This is a genomic window from Bordetella muralis (genome assembly GCF_965139205.1).
Lineage (GTDB): Bacteria > Pseudomonadota > Gammaproteobacteria > Burkholderiales > Burkholderiaceae_B > Bordetella_A > Bordetella_A muralis.
Map to the genome: position 1 here is coordinate 195,937 of NZ_CBCSIU010000004.1, position 14,199 is coordinate 210,135.

General features: G+C 66.6%; 17 protein-coding genes and 2 pseudogenes. All 19 read left to right on the top strand.

The window, feature by feature from the left end; translation table 11 throughout:
* Positions 1 to 17 precede the first annotated feature (17 nt).
* The 19 genes and pseudogenes from ACNA0I_RS09395 (at position 18) to ACNA0I_RS09485 (ending at position 14,192) form a co-directional block, all read left to right on the top strand.
* Positions 18 to 224: a hypothetical protein gene (locus ACNA0I_RS09395; protein WP_009459683.1), complete on the top strand. Its 207-nt coding sequence runs from the start codon at positions 18 to 20 to the stop codon at positions 222 to 224.
* A gap of 147 nt (positions 225 to 371) precedes the next feature.
* The gene (gene pilL2 / locus ACNA0I_RS09400) at positions 372 to 971 is read left to right on the top strand and encodes a PFGI-1 class ICE element type IV pilus protein PilL2 (protein ID WP_009459682.1); all 600 of its coding nucleotides are present in this window, start codon (positions 372 to 374) and stop codon (positions 969 to 971) included.
* Positions 968 to 1,609 (top strand): hypothetical protein, encoded by a 642-nt coding sequence (locus tag ACNA0I_RS09405; RefSeq protein ID WP_009459681.1) that lies wholly within the window; start codon positions 968 to 970, stop codon positions 1,607 to 1,609. Before pilL2 ends, ACNA0I_RS09405 begins: the two co-directional genes overlap by 4 nt.
* A gap of 14 nt (positions 1,610 to 1,623) precedes the next feature.
* A complete protein-coding gene (locus tag ACNA0I_RS09410) occupies positions 1,624 to 2,349 on the top strand; it encodes a TIGR03759 family integrating conjugative element protein (protein WP_009459680.1) in 726 nt (241 codons plus the stop codon).
* A partial coding sequence (locus tag ACNA0I_RS09415) for a transglycosylase SLT domain-containing protein (protein WP_415805781.1) occupies positions 2,331 to 2,824 on the top strand: 494 nt, incomplete at its 3' end. The genes ACNA0I_RS09410 and ACNA0I_RS09415, both read left to right, overlap by 19 nt.
* 9 nt (positions 2,825 to 2,833) lie before the next feature.
* A pseudogene (locus tag ACNA0I_RS09420) lies at positions 2,834 to 2,934 on the top strand (lytic transglycosylase domain-containing protein); the annotation flags it as partial.
* The gene (locus ACNA0I_RS09425; protein WP_009459678.1) at positions 2,931 to 3,470 is read left to right on the top strand and encodes an integrating conjugative element protein; all 540 of its coding nucleotides are present in this window, start codon (positions 2,931 to 2,933) and stop codon (positions 3,468 to 3,470) included. The pseudogene ACNA0I_RS09420 and the gene ACNA0I_RS09425, both read left to right, overlap by 4 nt.
* A gap of 4 nt (positions 3,471 to 3,474) precedes the next feature.
* Positions 3,475 to 5,664 carry a type IV conjugative transfer system coupling protein TraD gene (gene traD, locus ACNA0I_RS09430; RefSeq protein WP_009459677.1) on the top strand — a complete coding sequence of 730 codons (2,190 nt, stop codon included), beginning with the start codon at positions 3,475 to 3,477 and terminating at the stop codon, positions 5,662 to 5,664.
* Entirely contained in the window at positions 5,661 to 6,410 is a 750-nt protein-coding gene (locus ACNA0I_RS09435) for a TIGR03747 family integrating conjugative element membrane protein (RefSeq protein WP_009459676.1), read from the top strand. The genes traD and ACNA0I_RS09435 overlap by 4 nt, the downstream gene beginning before the upstream one ends.
* 98 nt (positions 6,411 to 6,508) lie before the next feature.
* Positions 6,509 to 6,809 (top strand): integrative conjugative element protein, RAQPRD family (locus ACNA0I_RS09440; RefSeq protein ID WP_415805782.1); only part of this gene is annotated, 301 nt, incomplete at its 3' end.
* A gap of 1 nt (position 6,810) precedes the next feature.
* A pseudogene (locus ACNA0I_RS09445) lies at positions 6,811 to 6,892 on the top strand (integrative conjugative element protein, RAQPRD family); the annotation flags it as partial.
* Positions 6,889 to 7,122, top strand: coding sequence for a TIGR03758 family integrating conjugative element protein (locus ACNA0I_RS09450; protein ID WP_009459672.1), 234 nt, complete (start codon positions 6,889 to 6,891; stop codon positions 7,120 to 7,122). The pseudogene ACNA0I_RS09445 and the gene ACNA0I_RS09450, both read left to right, overlap by 4 nt.
* 16 nt (positions 7,123 to 7,138) lie before the next feature.
* Positions 7,139 to 7,498, top strand: coding sequence for a TIGR03745 family integrating conjugative element membrane protein (locus ACNA0I_RS09455; protein WP_009459670.1), 360 nt, complete (start codon positions 7,139 to 7,141; stop codon positions 7,496 to 7,498).
* Between the two features lie 11 nt (positions 7,499 to 7,509).
* A complete protein-coding gene (locus ACNA0I_RS09460) occupies positions 7,510 to 7,908 on the top strand; it encodes a TIGR03750 family conjugal transfer protein (protein WP_009459668.1) in 399 nt (132 codons plus the stop codon).
* Positions 7,905 to 8,594, top strand: coding sequence for a PFL_4703 family integrating conjugative element protein (locus ACNA0I_RS09465; protein WP_009459666.1), 690 nt, complete (start codon positions 7,905 to 7,907; stop codon positions 8,592 to 8,594). The genes ACNA0I_RS09460 and ACNA0I_RS09465 overlap by 4 nt, the downstream gene beginning before the upstream one ends.
* Positions 8,591 to 9,496 carry a TIGR03749 family integrating conjugative element protein gene (locus ACNA0I_RS09470; RefSeq protein WP_009459665.1) on the top strand — a complete coding sequence of 302 codons (906 nt, stop codon included), beginning with the start codon at positions 8,591 to 8,593 and terminating at the stop codon, positions 9,494 to 9,496. The genes ACNA0I_RS09465 and ACNA0I_RS09470 overlap by 4 nt, the downstream gene beginning before the upstream one ends.
* The gene (locus ACNA0I_RS09475) at positions 9,486 to 10,904 is read left to right on the top strand and encodes a TIGR03752 family integrating conjugative element protein (protein ID WP_009459664.1); all 1,419 of its coding nucleotides are present in this window, start codon (positions 9,486 to 9,488) and stop codon (positions 10,902 to 10,904) included. The genes ACNA0I_RS09470 and ACNA0I_RS09475 overlap by 11 nt, the downstream gene beginning before the upstream one ends.
* Positions 10,885 to 11,325 carry a TIGR03751 family conjugal transfer lipoprotein gene (locus ACNA0I_RS09480; RefSeq protein ID WP_009459662.1) on the top strand — a complete coding sequence of 147 codons (441 nt, stop codon included), beginning with the start codon at positions 10,885 to 10,887 and terminating at the stop codon, positions 11,323 to 11,325. The genes ACNA0I_RS09475 and ACNA0I_RS09480 overlap by 20 nt, the downstream gene beginning before the upstream one ends.
* Positions 11,325 to 14,192 carry a conjugative transfer ATPase gene (locus ACNA0I_RS09485; RefSeq protein ID WP_019726341.1) on the top strand — a complete coding sequence of 956 codons (2,868 nt, stop codon included), beginning with the start codon at positions 11,325 to 11,327 and terminating at the stop codon, positions 14,190 to 14,192. The genes ACNA0I_RS09480 and ACNA0I_RS09485 overlap by 1 nt, the downstream gene beginning before the upstream one ends.
* Positions 14,193 to 14,199: the final 7 nt, after the last annotated feature.

Consider the following 14,199-nt stretch of genomic DNA (forward strand, 5'->3'; position numbering starts at 1 on the left):
ATCCCAAGGAGATTTCCATGAATACCAACACCCAACCGTCCGAAGCCATCGACACCCAACGGAAGCTGGAAGCCGAGATTGCGGATTTCCTGCGGCAGCGCATCGAAGATGGGAACCTCGATGCGGAGGACATCCCTGTGCGCCTGGCACGCTATGGTCTGATGGCCCCCGAGGCGTTCCTCGCCGAAATGCGTGAGCGCATGGGCATCGACGACGAGAAATAAGAGACCCATTTTCACAGGCCCCAACTTGGGGCCTTTCTTTGGTGAAGGCGCTGCCGGCAAATCGGGCGCTGTCTGGTTCGCATTGTTTGCTGCCGCTCGTAGCCCGAGCGGCGATGGTGAGGGCTCGATGTTTCAGGACGCCGAGCTATGTGCCCCTCTCCACCCTGGTTTCACCATCCCGAACGCCGCCTGCTGGCGGGATTTTTCGGCCTGCTTTGGTCGGTGCTGGCCGGTGGCTGCGCGACGACGACTGCGCCGGTCGCGCCCGACACCATCGAGGAAGTCTCGGCCGCGCCCGAACCCGAAGCGCCCGAGTACATCCCGGTCGTGCGCTACGCCCGCTACACGCTGGTCGAACTGGCCCCTACAGCGGCGCAGCGCGACCTGCTGTTGCAGACCATCGACGTGTCGATGCCCGAGGATGCCCGCGCCACGGTCGGCGATGGGCTGCGGCATGTGCTCAAGCGCAGCGGCTACAGCCTGTGCCAAACGGCGCATGCCGTGATCGAGCTGTATGAGCTGCCGCTCCCGGCGGCGCACCTGCATCTCGGTCCCATGACCTTGCGCGATGCGCTGCTCACCCTGGCTGGTCCGGCCTGGGAACTGCACGCGGATGACCGCGCACGACAGATTTGCTTCGAGCGGCCCGGCGACAGCGTGGCCGCCGAACCCATGCCCGAACCGACCGCCGCCGATGCGGTGCAGACCTTCCCGCTGATGCCTTCCACTCCAGGAGGCCAGCCGTGAACGCTCCGCAATCTTCGCGTCGCCCGACCGCCGCCGTGGTGGTGCAAAGCATGCTCTGGCTCTGGCTGCTCGGTCTAAGCGTCATCGTGGCCCTCGGCTACCAGGCGATGAGCGACCAGGCCGACCAGGAACGGCTCGATTCCCGTCTGCAACGCCTCGAAGCGCAGGCGGTGGCCCTGGCCGAGGCCATCGAGACCATCCAGCAGCGTCCGGCCGTCGCAACGGCGGCGGACCTCAAAGACACCCGCCAAATCCTGGAAGCACGCGCTTCCCAGGTTGAGAAAACACTGAGCGGCTACGCAGCCGCCGACGACCTTCAGGCGCTGCGCGCGGAGATCGAGCAGATCAAGACGCGCCAGACCGCCGCGCGTGCAGCAGCCCCCGTCCAGCCGCGCACATCGAGCAAGCCCGCCGCCAAGTCTGAACCGCCGCCATTGCCGTTCCGCATCGTCGGCGCCGAACTGCGCGCCGGCCAGCGCAGCGTGTCCGTCGCGCCGAGCAGTGGGGACTTCACGCCCGACCAGCTTCAGGTGCTGCTGCCCGGTGATGCGGTCGGCCCATGGCGCTTGCAGGCAATCGATGGCAGCGCCGCGGTGTTCCAAGCCGGCGACCAGACCCGTCGCGTGGCGATTCCCTGATCGGAGCACACCACATGAAGCCGTCGATCATCCTTTCCGCACTCCTACTGGCTTCAGTCCAGTGGCCCGCGTGGGCGCAGCAGTCAGCCACGGCTCCCGCTCGCAATGCGCAGAGCCAGGAGCGCCCGCTGGCCGCCCGCGTCCTGGACGACCGAGTAGCAAGCAACTGGGGCCTCCAACCCCAGGAATGGGTGCGTTACCGCGAGCTGATGGATGGGCCGCTGGGAATCTACTCGCCCAACCTGGACCCGCTGTCTGCCCTAGGCATCGAGGCACGGACCGACGAAGAACGGCGGCGCTATGCAGAGCTGCAGGTGCAAATCGAAGCACGCCGCGTCGAGAAGTTGCTCGCCTACCAACGCGCCTACGACGAAGCCTGGCAGCGCCTGAACCCCGGCATGCAGCGCGTGAACCTGCCCGACGACGGGCCGGGCGCCGGCACCGCGCGCGGCAGCGGCCGAATGGCGGTGTTCGTCAAGGACGGCTGCGCGGCCTGTGGGCAGCTCGTGCAGCGCCTGCAATCCTCGGGTGCCGAGTTCGACCTGTATATGGTGGGCAGCCGCCAGGACGATGCACGCATCCGCGACTGGGCCAAGCGCGCGCAGATCGACCCGGCGCGCGTGCGCAGCGGCAGCATTACCCTCAACCACGACGGCGGCCGCTGGCTGTCGCTGGGCCTGCCCGGTGACTTGCCCGCGGCTGTGCGCGAGGTGAACGGCCAATGGCAGCGTCAGCCGTAGCGGCCACCTCCGTCTCGCAGCTCCTGCGCGCACTGGTGCTTGCTACCGGCCTGTGCGCCTGCGCCGTCCATGCCCAGGAGGTTCCACCACCGGCCTACCAACTCGCCGCACAGCGGGCGGGCATCCCCTCGACCGTGCTCTTCGCCGTGGCCTTGCAGGAGAGCGGTGTTCGGCGCAACGGGCGCATCGTCCCGTGGCCGTGGTCCCTCAATGTCGCCGGCCAGTCGCGCCGCTTCGCCACGCGCGCCGACGCCTGCTCGGGCTTGCAACAGGCAATGCGCGCCACGCCCCACACGCGCATCGATGCAGGCCTGGGCCAGATCAACCTCGGTTACCACAAGCACCGCTTCACCAGCGCGTGCGACCTGCTGGACCCCTATCGCAACCTCGCCATCGCCGCTGAGATCCTGAAGGAGCAGCACACGTCCGGCGAAGACTGGCTGTTGGCGATCGGCCGCTACCACCGTCCTGCGGGNGNNGNNNNCCGCCCGCTACCGGCGCAGCGTGTCGCGCCATCTCGCGCGTGTGCAGGGCGCACGCCCAAACGCCGCGGTGCTCGCCACGCGCCAGGAGACTTCCCCATGACGAAATCCCATCTGGCCCTGCGGGGCCTGCTTGTGCTGCTGGCGGGTCTGCCGCTGGCATCGCGTGCCGGCGATCCGCTGATCGTGGTCGAAGATCGCGGTGGCACGTCGGCGCTGCCGTACTACGAGGCCCTCAACCTCCAGCCGCGCGCCGATGTCCCGGCCCGGCCGCCCATTCCGACGCCACAGGTTCCCGCCACACCCGCGGACGAGGCAGCGATGCTGCCGGTGCGCAGCACCAAACTCACGCCTGGCACCGTCGCTCGGCGCGTGATCGAAGCGCCCGGCCTGCGGCCGTTCGTGGTCATCGGCGACGACGACGCCTCCCGGGCCTGGTTGCAGCGCCGCGGCGTTGCTTTGCGCGAACGCGGCGCGGTCGGCCTAGTGGTCAATGTCGAGACCGCGCAGGGCCTGGCAGGGCTGCGTGCCCTGGTGCCGGGCGTGCCGCTCGCGCCCGTAGCCGGAGACGACCTGGCCGATCGCCTAGGCCTGCGGCATTACCCGGCGCTGATCACGGCCACCGGCATCGAGCAATGAAGCCATGTCGGGGAAACAGCCGGTCGAGGTTCTGCTACGCCCAGCGGTGGAGCTATACACCGTCGCAGCGTGTGCAGGCGCCGCGTTTCTGTCCCTGGTGGCCCCGTGGTCGCTCGCGCTGAGTCCGGCCATGGGCGTCGGCAGCGCCCTGGCGTTCGGCGCCTACGGCGCGATCCGCTACCGCGACGCTCGCGTCATCCTGCGTTATAGGCGCAACATCCGCCGCCTGCCGCGTTACGTGATGACGAGCAAGGATGTGCCCGTCAGCCAGCAGCGGCTTTTCATCGGGCGCGGATTCCTGTGGGAGCAGAAGCACACCCATAGGCTCATGCAGACATACCGGCCGGAGTTTCGCCGCTACGCGGAGCCGACACCGGCCTATCGCCTGGCGCGTCGGCTGGAGGAACGGCTGGAGTTTGCGCCGTTCCCGCTGTCCCGGCTCTCCGCTCTCACGGGCTGGGACGTTCCGTTCAACCCTGTGCGCCCGCTGCCACCTGTAGGTGGCCTGCCGCGGCTGCATGGCATCGAACCCGACGAGGTGGACGTCAGCCTGCCGCTGGGTGAGCGCGTCGGACATTCGCTGGTGCTGGGCACGACGCGCGTGGGCAAGACGCGGCTGGCCGAGCTGTTTGTGACTCAGGACATCCGTCGCAAGAACGCTGCCGGCGAGCACGAGGTCGTGATCGTTATCGATCCCAAGGGCGACGCGGATCTCCTGAAGCGGATGTACGTCGAAGCCCAGCGCGCAGGCCGTGAAGGCGAGTTCTACATCTTCCACCTCGGTTGGCCGGAAATCAGCGCCCGCTACAACGCGGTAGGACGCTTCGGTCGCATCTCGGAAGTCGCCACCCGTATCGCAGGGCAACTCTCCGGTGAAGGCAACAGCGCGGCCTTCCGGGAGTTCGCGTGGCGCTTCGTCAACATCATTGCCCGCGCTTTGGTGGAACTGGGGCAGCGCCCGGACTACATGCTGATCCAGCGGCACGTCATCAACATCGACGCACTGTTTATCGAGTACGCCCAGCACTACTTCGCCAAGACCGAGCCCAAGGCCTGGGAGGTGATCGTCCAGATCGAGGCCAAGCTCAACGAGAAGAACATCCCGCGCAACATGATCGGGCGCGAGAAGCGCGTGGTCGCGCTGGAGCAGTACCTTTCCCAGGCGCGCAACTACGACCCGGTGCTCGACGGCTTGCGCTCGGCAGTTCGGTACGACAAGACCTACTTCGACAAGATCGTCGCATCGTTGCTGCCGCTGCTGGAAAAGCTCACCAGCGGCAAGATCGCCCAGCTCCTGGCCCCGAATTACTCCGACCTGACCGACCCGCGCCCGATCTTCGATTGGATGCAAGTCATCAGGAAGCGCGCCATCGTCTATGTGGGACTGGACGCGCTGTCCGACGCCGAGGTTGCCGCAGCGGTCGGCAACTCCATGTTCTCCGACCTGGTTTCGGTCGCGGGCCATATCTACAAGCACGGGATCGACGATGGCCTGCCGGGCGCATCCGCTGGCACGCGCGTGCCGATCAATGTCCATGCGGACGAATTCAATGAACTCATGGGTGACGAATTCGTGCCCCTGATCAACAAGGGCGGCGGTGCCGGGCTACAGGTCACGGCGTACACACAGACCCTCTCGGATATCGAGGCCCGCATCGGCAACCGCGCGAAAGCTGGCCAGGTGATCGGCAACTTCAACAACCTGTTCATGCTGCGCGTGCGCGAGACGGCCACCGCCGAACTGCTGACGCGGCAGTTGCCGAAGGTCGAGGTCTATACCACCACCATCGTCTCCGGGGCGACCGATAGCTCGGACATCCGTGGCGCGACGGATTTCACGTCGAACACCCAGGACCGCATCAGCATGTCCAGCGTGCCGATGATCGAGCCATCGCACGTAGTCGGCCTGCCAAAAGGCCAGTGCTTCGCGCTGCTGCAAGGCGGCCAGCTTTGGAAGGTTCGCATGCCGCTGCCGACACCAGACCCGGATGAAGTGATGCCGGCGGATCTGCAGCAACTGGCCGGATACATGCGCCAGAGCTACAGCGAGGCCACGCAGTGGTGGGATTTCACCAGCTCCCCTGCCTTGCAGGATGCGGCCTTGCCCGATGACCTGCTGGACGATGCTGCTCCAGCCGAGCCTGCTGCGGTGGCCACCGACACCGACCACAGTACCGACGAGGCCGCGCCATGAAGGACGCCGCCTCGACCGCGCAGCGGGAGCAGAACCAGCGCCAGGGTCTGATCGTCGGCACCATCACCTTGCCATTTCGCCTGCTCGGGGTATTGATTGGCTCGCTGCTGTTCTCGATCGTGGTGGAGTGCGTCGGCATGCACCTGTTCTGGAAGGATCAGGGCTGGCGCCATTCCCAGCAGATGTTGCAGTACGAGCTTGGGCACCTGTCCAGCCACTTCACGCGCAGCGTGGTCGTGCAGGAGCCAGGGCGCACGGCGCACGAGTTGGTGGATACAGGCTACGAATGGGTGTTCGTTCGCTCGGGGCTGCTGGCGCGCATGAGCCAGACCGCCGAGCGCGTCCGCGCGCCCAGCCACGAGCAGGCGCGCAACTTCCGCTACTACATCAGCCAAGTCTATGTCTGGGCCGAGAGCTACCTCATCGCCGCAGCCTTCACGACGCTGACCTTCCTAGTGCGCCTGCTGGTCCTGGTGCTCACGCTGCCACTGATCTTCACGGCCGCCTTCGTCGGTCTGATTGACGGTCTGGTGCGACGCGACGTGCGCAGGTTCGGCGCGGGCCGCGAATCCGGGTTCATCTACCACCGTGCAAAAGCCAGCCTCATGCCGCTGGCCGTGCTGCCGTGGATCACGTACCTGGCGCTGCCGATCTCGGTGCATCCATTGCTGATCCTGTTGCCGAGCGCCGCCTTGCTGGGACTGGCCGTGAGCCTGACTGCGGGCAGCTTCAAGAAGTACCTCTAGCAGATCAATCCGGTCATCTGCAGGTTCCTATTGTTTGCGGCCTGAAACAGCCCCGATCTCCACGATCTAGCCATTGCTGATCACACAGGAATGGCGCGATGTTGGCTCCGATCTGGCTGCGCGCCGCGCATCGCGGCGTGCCCACTTTTCTCGTGACGGCCCTTGTACTGGGTCAGTCCTCGATGGCGTTGGCCGAGTCCCCGGCGCAGCGTCAGGAGTTGGTCGCAGCGCTGCGCCAGCTCGACGCGCTGGAGCGCACCGTCGCCGACAGCGCTACGCATGCCCCCATCCAGCCGGGCGAGCGCTACCACTTCGATTACCCGAGGCTGCTGGCTGACCTGGCGCGCGTGCGCGCCGGCATCCAGGCCCATCTCACACCGTCGCGCGCCCAGCCGCGCGNCGCCTCCGAACTGATCGGCGACTACCGCACGGAGCGGGTCGTCCCGCCATCACCGCCGACGACCACGGAGGGCAAGCCATGAACGGCGCCCAGGTCTCGGCATTTCAAGCCAACAGCGGCATCGCGCCTTCAGCGATGGCGACCGTCCTGGTCGGCGTCGTGTTCGCGGTCCTGCTCGTCTGGGGCGTCTGGGCCATGCGAACGGCCTACGTGGGGTGGTCCGAAAGCCGCCTCAACCAGCGCCAGTTCCTCGGCGTCTGCATCCGATTCGTCGCGATGTACCTCGTCCTGACTTTCTTCCTCCTCTCCTGACCTGAAAGGCATGACCATGCAAAACTGCATCCTCACTTCCCGTCTTGCCCAGCGCGCCACCGTGGCCCTGGGCACCGCAGCGCTGCCCGCCCTGTCGTTCGCGCAGGGTCTGCCGCAGTTGGAGAACCCGACCCGCGGCACAGGCAACGGCATCATGGAAACGATCCGCAACTACGGCTACGACATCATCATGCTCGTGGCTCTGCTGGTGGTGGCGTCCATGTTCATCGGCGTGTGCTACCACGCCTACGGGACCTACGCGGAAATCCACACAGGCCGCAAGACGTGGGGCCAGTTCGGCCTCACGGTCGCCATCGGCGCCGTCTTGCTCGTGATCGGCATCTGGCTGCTCACCGAAGCCACCGGCATCCTGTAAGCGAGGCCGGTATGTCCGAGCAGCAGCACGTCCGTGCGGACGGGACGGTCACGTTCCTTCCGCACCGGCTCAATCGACATCCCGTTGTGGTGCGCGGTCTCACCGCCGACGAGTTGTGGATCTGCTGCGGCCTGTCCGGCGCCGCCGGTCTGCTGGTCGGCGCACCGCTGTCGTGGGTGTTCCGCACGATCGCGCTAGCACCCACGTTCGTCGTCCTGGGCGTGGCCTTCGGCGTGTTCATCGGCGGCGGCATTCTTCGCCGCCTCAAGCGCGGGCGTCCCGACACCTGGCTGTATCGGCAACTGCAATGGCGCATTGCCACACGCCATCCGCTGATGGCGGGCTGGGTAGGCGGCCATGTGCTGATCTCGCGCTCCGGCTTCTGGACCACCCGAAGGAGCGCACGATGAGCCGCTTCAAGAACGAGATCACCCACCTGCAGGCGCACATCAAGACGCTTCGCCTGGGTGCTGGCGCCCTGATCATCGTCGCCCTGGTCATGGGTGGCGGCTGGTGGAGCGCTCCCCGCGATCTGACCATCCACGTTCCGCCTGACCTGCGCTCCGGCAGTACCAGGAAGTGGTGGGAAGTGCCGCCCGAATCGGTCTATGCGTTCACGTTCTACGTGTTCCAGACGCTCAACCGCTGGCCGACGAATGGCGAAGAGGACTACGCGCGCAACCTCCACACGCTCTCGCCGTACCTCACCCCATCCTGCCAGGCCTTCCTGCGCGCGGACTACGACTACCGCCGCAGCACGGGCGAGTTGCGCCAGCGCGTGCGCGGCATCTACGAAATCCCCGGCCGCGGCTACGGCGACGACCCCACGGCCCGCGTGCGCGTGGTTTCCGACCGCGACTGGGTAGTGACGCTGGACATCACCGCCGACGAGTACTACGGCGCCGAGCAAGTCAAGCGCGCTCTGGTGCGCTATCCCGTGAAGGTCACGCGGGTGGACGTCGATCCTGCCCGCAACCCGTTCGGCCTGGCGCTCGACTGCTATGAGGGCGCGCCCCAGCGCATCAGCACGCCGGAGCCGACGCGCCCGGCGTCTGGTGGCCTGTCTCCGCAAGCGCCCCAAGGAGAAACCCCATGAAGCATCCTGTACTCACGCTGCTGGGGCTGTTGGCCGTGGCCGCGGCTCCTGCTGTCCAGGCGGTGGAGATCCTGCGCTGGGAACGTATGCCGTTGGCGGTGCCGCTGAAGGTCGGCCAGGAGCGTATCGTGTTCATCGACCGCAACGTCCGCGTGGGCGTACCCTCGGGCGTCGGCGAGCGCCTACGGGTGCAGAGCGCGGGCGGCGCGGTGTACCTGCGCGCCAGCGAGCCGATCGAGCCCACGCGGCTGCAATTGCAGGACGCCGACACGGGCGCGCTGATCCTGCTGGACATTGCGGCGGAGCCAGCCAAGGACGGCGAAGCCGAGCTGGAACCAGTGCGCATCGTCGAGGGCAACAGCACCCCGGCGCGCTATGGCGATCAGCCCGGCGATGACAACGAAGCTCCGGCGCGCGCCCAGGACCAGGCAGGTGCGCGGGCGGCGCGACGCGAGACCCCGGTGCCGGTTGTCCTGACGCGCTTCGCCGCGCAGAACCTCTACGCTCCGCTGCGCACTGTGGAGCCGTTGCCCGGCGTCATGCGGGTGAACCTGCGTCGTGACCTCGACCTCGGCACGCTGATGCCGACGCTGCCCGTGCGCGCGGTCGCGCTCGCGTCGTGGCGTCTGGAAGACCAGTGGGTCACTGCCGTGCGACTGACCAACAACAGCAGCGGCTGGATCACTCTCGATCCGCGCATCCTGCAAGGCGATTTCCTCACCGCCACCTTCCAACACGAGGCACTTGGCCCGCGTGGCACGCCCGAGGACACGACCGTCCTGTACCTGGTGACGCGCGGGCGCGGCCTGGCGCAATCGCTGCTACCGGCGATCAACCGCTTCGACCCGGCCGTGCATCTCCCGCAACCGGAAGACCGCAAGGAGGCCCGCCATGCGCAGTAATGGACTCCTGAAGTGGCTGATGGTCCCGGTTGCCTTGCTGGTGCTGTTCGTTGCCATCCGGCTGTTCTCGGGTGGCAGCAGTTCGGCGCCACCGGCCGCGGATGCCGGTGCCAAGCTCACGCCAGCGGAAATGAAGGCGTTGGGCATCGAGGGCGATACCCCGCGCGACACCGTGGCGACGCTCGTTGCCCAAGTGAAGCAGTTGCGCACCGAGCTTCAGACCGCGCTCTCGGACAACAAATCCCAGCGCGAAGAAAACCAGCGACTGCGCCAGCGCGAGAACTCCATTGATCAGCGCATCAATTCGGCCCTCGACTCCGAGCGTACCAACCTGCGTCGCGACCAAGAGCAGGCAGCCAGCGCGCGCCAGCAGACCGAAGGGTTGCTTGCCGACCTGCAGCGGCGTCTGGACAGTATCGGCGGACGTGGCGGCGGCCATGCCGACCTGCCGGTGGGTCTGGGGCTGCGCGACGGCGACGAGGCCGGCATGGAAGGCGGCGTGCGATGGGTCGAACCCGACGATGCGAGGAAGGCCGAGGGGCGGAACAGCAGTCGTGGCACGGGTAGCGGCATGAGCTTCCCGACGAGCTTCGGCCCCGCGCAGAGCACGTTGGAAACCACGGCGGAAACCGTGGCGAACGCGGGCGCACGCGCAGCAGGCGTCAAGAGCGCCAAGGCGGTCTATACCGTACCGACCAATTCGACGCTGATGGGGTCGGTGGCGATGACGGCGCTGATCGGCCGCGTGCCGATCGACGGAACCGTTAACGATCCATACCCCTTCAAGGTGTTGGTCGGACCGGACAACCTGACCGCCAATGGCATCGACATTCCCGACGTGGCCGGTGCCGTGTTCAGCGGCACCGCATCGGGAGATTGGACGCTCTCGTGCGTGCGCGGCCAGGTGCGCAGCATCACCTTCGTCTTCCACGACGGCACGATCCGCACCATCCCCGAAGACCGCGACGGCAACCAGCAGAACAACCAGCAGCGAGACGGCCTGGGCTGGATCAGCGACCCATACGGCATTCCCTGCGTCAGCGGGGAGCGGCGCAGCAACGCCCAGCAGTACCTCGGCTCGCAAGCCCTGATTACCGCCGCCGGTGCCGGCGTCGCTTCGCTGATCGACAGCGACAGCGGCCAGATGTCCTACGTCGGCGCCGACGGCTCCATCGGGAGCGTCGGCATCTCGGGCAATGAAGCCGTGGGCCGCATCCTGGCCGGTGGCGTGCGCGACATGGCCGACTGGGTGAACAAGCTATACGGCCAGGCCTTCGCCGCCGTCTATGTCCAGCCCGGCGCGAAGGTCGCCGTCCACCTCGAAAAGCCGCTTGCCATCGACTTCGATCCCGAAGGCCGCAAGGTCGATCACCGCGCAGGAGAAAGCCATGCTCTCGAACTTGAATAAGGGCCTGGCGCTGGCCCTCGCCGTCGCGGTGCTCGGCGGCTGTGCCACCAGCAAGGAAAAGCTGCTCCCGCACGGCGACAGCACGATGATGGACATCTGGCAGCAGAACGCCGGCGACGGCAGCGGTGGCGCCGGCCAGGTGGCGCGCAGGCAATTGCTCGATGCACGCCAGAGCCTGCGCCGGCCGCTGACCGAGGCCGACGTGGAGGCCGCGCCCGCCGAACAGATGCGCTACACGCGCACGGCGCGAAACGAGGTCTATCGCCAGTTCCACCGCCTCCCGAACCCCGATCTTGTCATGTATGTGTACCCGCACCTGGCGGGTACCGACCCCGTGCCTGTTCCGGGCTACACGACAGTCTTCCCCCTGTACCAGCGCGTGCAGTACGCCATGCCGGGCGAGCGCGTGGAGGACTACTGATGCGCTGGAAACTCCCTTGGCCGAAGCTGGCTGCATCCGATGGTGGCAATGACGAGCAGCCGGACGGCTGGCAGCGCCACGTCGAGGCGTTGCGCCAAGCCGGCATCGCCGAACCCGGAGCGACGATCCAGGGCCGCAAGCCGGCGACCGTGGCGGACGAGCAGGCGCTGTACGACGTCGCGCAGTCGTTCGCGGAGCTGCTGCCGTGGGTGGAGTTCCTGCCGCCGTCGAAGTCCATGCTGCTGGAGGACGGGCAATCGGTCGCAGCCTTCTACGAGCTGGTCCCGCTGGGCACCGAAGGTCGGGAGCCTGGCTGGCTCGCGCATGCCCGCGATGCGCTCGAAAACGCGCTCCAGGATTCGTTCGATGAGCTGGACGAGAACCCCTGGGTGCTCCAGCTCTACGCCCAGGACGAACCCAGCTTCGACCAGTACATGCAGACCCTGCGCAACTACGTGCAGCCGCGCGCTCGCGGCACAGCCTTCACCGAGTTCTATCTTCGCTTCTTCGGCCACCACCTGCGCGCGGTGGCCAAGCCCGGCGGCCTGTTCGAGGACACGGTGGTCACGCGGTTGCGCTGGCGCGGCCAGACGCGGCGCGTGCGCATGGTGGTCTATCGCCGGGCCACCGGCCAGGCGAACCGCCGTGGCCAGACACCCGAGCAAATGCTGAACATCGTCTGCGATCGCCTTTGCGGCGGCCTGGCGAACGCCGGCATCCAGGCCCGGCGCATGGTCGCGGCCGATGTTCACGACTGGTTGCTGCGGTGGTTCAACCCACGCCCAACGATGCTCGGGCCAAGCGCTGAGAATCGAGAGCGCTTCTATGCGCTGGCCCGCTATCCCGACGAGGTGGAGGAAGGCGAGATCGAGCTGGCGAGTGGTCGGGATTTCAGCCAACGGCTGTTCTTCGGTCAGCCTCGCTCCGATGCCGGGCACGGTACCTGGTACTTCGACGGCATGCCGCACCGTGTGCTGGTCACCGACCGACTACGCATGCCGCCCGGTACGGGACACCTGACTGGCGAAACCCGCAAGGGCGATGCGATCAACACGCTTTTCGATCAGATGCCCGAAGACACCACGATGTGTCTGACCATGGTGGCGACGCCCCAGGACATCCTCGAATCGCACCTGAATCACCTGGCGAAGAAGGCTGTCGGCGAAACACTGGCATCGGAGCAGACGCTCAAGGATGTGCAGGAGGCGCGCTCGCTCATCGGCAGCGCGCACAAGCTCTACCGCGGCACGCTGGCCTTCTATCTGCGCGGGCGCGACGAAGCCGAGCTTGACAGGCGCGGCCTGGACCTCGCCAACGTGATGCTCAACGCGGGGTTGCAGCCCGTGCGCGAGGACGATGAAGTTGCGCCGCTCAACAGCTACCTGCGCTGGCTACCGTGCTGCTACAACCCTGCGCAGGATCGGCGGAACTGGTTCACCCAACTGATGTTCGCCCAGCATGTGGCGAATCTCTCGCCGGCGTGGGGACGCAGCCAGGGTACGGGCCATCCGGGCAACACGTTCTTCAACCGCGGTGGCGGGCCGATCACGTTTGATCCGCTGAACCGCTTGGACAGGCAGATGAACGCCCATCTGTTCCTATTCGGCCCCACCGGCTCGGGCAAGAGCGCAACGCTCAACAACCTCTTGAATCAGGTCACGGCCATCTACCGGCCGCGGCTGTTCATCGTGGAAGCCGGCAACAGCTTCGGCTTGTTCAGCGACTTCGCCAAGCGCCTGGGTCTGACCGTAAACCGGGTCAAGCTGGCTCCTGGCTCAGGCATCAGCCTGGCGCCGTTCGCCGACGCTCGCCGGCTGATCGAAACGCCCAGCAACGTGCAGACGCTTGATGCCGATGCACTGGATGAAGAATTGCCAGCCGATTCCTCGGTCATGGAGGAGGACGAGCAGCGCGACGTGCTGGGTGAACTGGAGATCACGGCACGGCTGATGATCACAGGCGGCGAGGACAAGGAAGAAGCCCGGATGACGCGGGCCGATCGCTCGCTGATCCGCCAGTGCATCCTCGATGCCGCCGAACACTGCGTGGCCGAGAAACGCACGGTGCTCACGCGCGACGTGCGCAACGCGCTGCGCACGCGCGGCCAGGACCCGACGCTGCCCGAGATGCGGCGCGTGCGGCTGCTGGAGATGGCGGACGCGATGGACATGTTCTGCCAAGGCACGGACGGCGAGATGTTCGATCGCGATGGCACGCCGTGGCCCGAGGCCGACATCACGCTGGTGGATCTCGCGACCTATGCCCGGGAGGGCTACAACGCGCAGCTCTCCATCGCCTACATCAGCCTGATCAGCACGGTGAACAACATCGCCGAGCGCGACCAGTACCTGGGCCGTCCGATCATCAATGTGACCGACGAAGGCCACATCATCACGAAGAACCCGCTGCTCGCGCCCTACGTTGTAAAAATTACAAAAATGTGGCGCAAGCTAGGGGCCTGGTTCTGGCTGGCTACACAAAATATCGACGATCTGCCGCGTGCCGCGGAGCCCATGCTCAACATGATTGAGTGGTGGATCTGCCTGTCGATGCCGCCCGATGAGGTCGAGAAGATTGCACGCTTCCGCGAACTCTCGCCCGCGCAGAAAGCGCTGATGCTCTCGGCGCGCAAAGAAGCGGGCAAGTTCACCGAGGGCGTCATCCTTTCCAAGAGCATGGAAGTGCTGTTCCGTGCCGTGCCGCCCAGCCTGTACTTGGCGTTGGCGCAGACCGAACCCGAAGAGAAGGCCGAGCGCTACCAGCTCATGCAGCACTACGGCTGCACCGAACTGGAAGCGGCCTTCAAGGTGGCCGAGAAGATCGACCAGGCGCGCGGCATCGAGTCGCCGGCCTTGGAACTGTCGTAAGACGGAG

What these genes read in the sequence shown, in the direction of transcription:
- ACNA0I_RS09395 (WP_009459683.1), top strand. Translation starts at nt 18, where the DNA reads ATGAATACCAACACCCAACCGTCCGAAGCCATCGACACCCAACGGAAG.
- pilL2 (WP_009459682.1), top strand. Translation starts at nt 372, where the DNA reads ATGTGCCCCTCTCCACCCTGGTTTCACCATCCCGAACGCCGCCTGCTG.
- ACNA0I_RS09410 (WP_009459680.1), top strand. Translation starts at nt 1,624, where the DNA reads ATGAAGCCGTCGATCATCCTTTCCGCACTCCTACTGGCTTCAGTCCAG.
- ACNA0I_RS09425 (WP_009459678.1), top strand. Translation starts at nt 2,931, where the DNA reads ATGACGAAATCCCATCTGGCCCTGCGGGGCCTGCTTGTGCTGCTGGCG.
- traD (WP_009459677.1), top strand. Translation starts at nt 3,475, where the DNA reads ATGTCGGGGAAACAGCCGGTCGAGGTTCTGCTACGCCCAGCGGTGGAG.
- ACNA0I_RS09435 (WP_009459676.1), top strand. Translation starts at nt 5,661, where the DNA reads ATGAAGGACGCCGCCTCGACCGCGCAGCGGGAGCAGAACCAGCGCCAG.
- ACNA0I_RS09450 (WP_009459672.1), top strand. Translation starts at nt 6,889, where the DNA reads ATGAACGGCGCCCAGGTCTCGGCATTTCAAGCCAACAGCGGCATCGCG.
- ACNA0I_RS09455 (WP_009459670.1), top strand. Translation starts at nt 7,139, where the DNA reads ATGCAAAACTGCATCCTCACTTCCCGTCTTGCCCAGCGCGCCACCGTG.
- ACNA0I_RS09460 (WP_009459668.1), top strand. Translation starts at nt 7,510, where the DNA reads ATGTCCGAGCAGCAGCACGTCCGTGCGGACGGGACGGTCACGTTCCTT.
- ACNA0I_RS09465 (WP_009459666.1), top strand. Translation starts at nt 7,905, where the DNA reads ATGAGCCGCTTCAAGAACGAGATCACCCACCTGCAGGCGCACATCAAG.
- ACNA0I_RS09470 (WP_009459665.1), top strand. Translation starts at nt 8,591, where the DNA reads ATGAAGCATCCTGTACTCACGCTGCTGGGGCTGTTGGCCGTGGCCGCG.
- ACNA0I_RS09475 (WP_009459664.1), top strand. Translation starts at nt 9,486, where the DNA reads ATGCGCAGTAATGGACTCCTGAAGTGGCTGATGGTCCCGGTTGCCTTG.
- ACNA0I_RS09480 (WP_009459662.1), top strand. Translation starts at nt 10,885, where the DNA reads ATGCTCTCGAACTTGAATAAGGGCCTGGCGCTGGCCCTCGCCGTCGCG.
- ACNA0I_RS09485 (WP_019726341.1), top strand. Translation starts at nt 11,325, where the DNA reads ATGCGCTGGAAACTCCCTTGGCCGAAGCTGGCTGCATCCGATGGTGGC.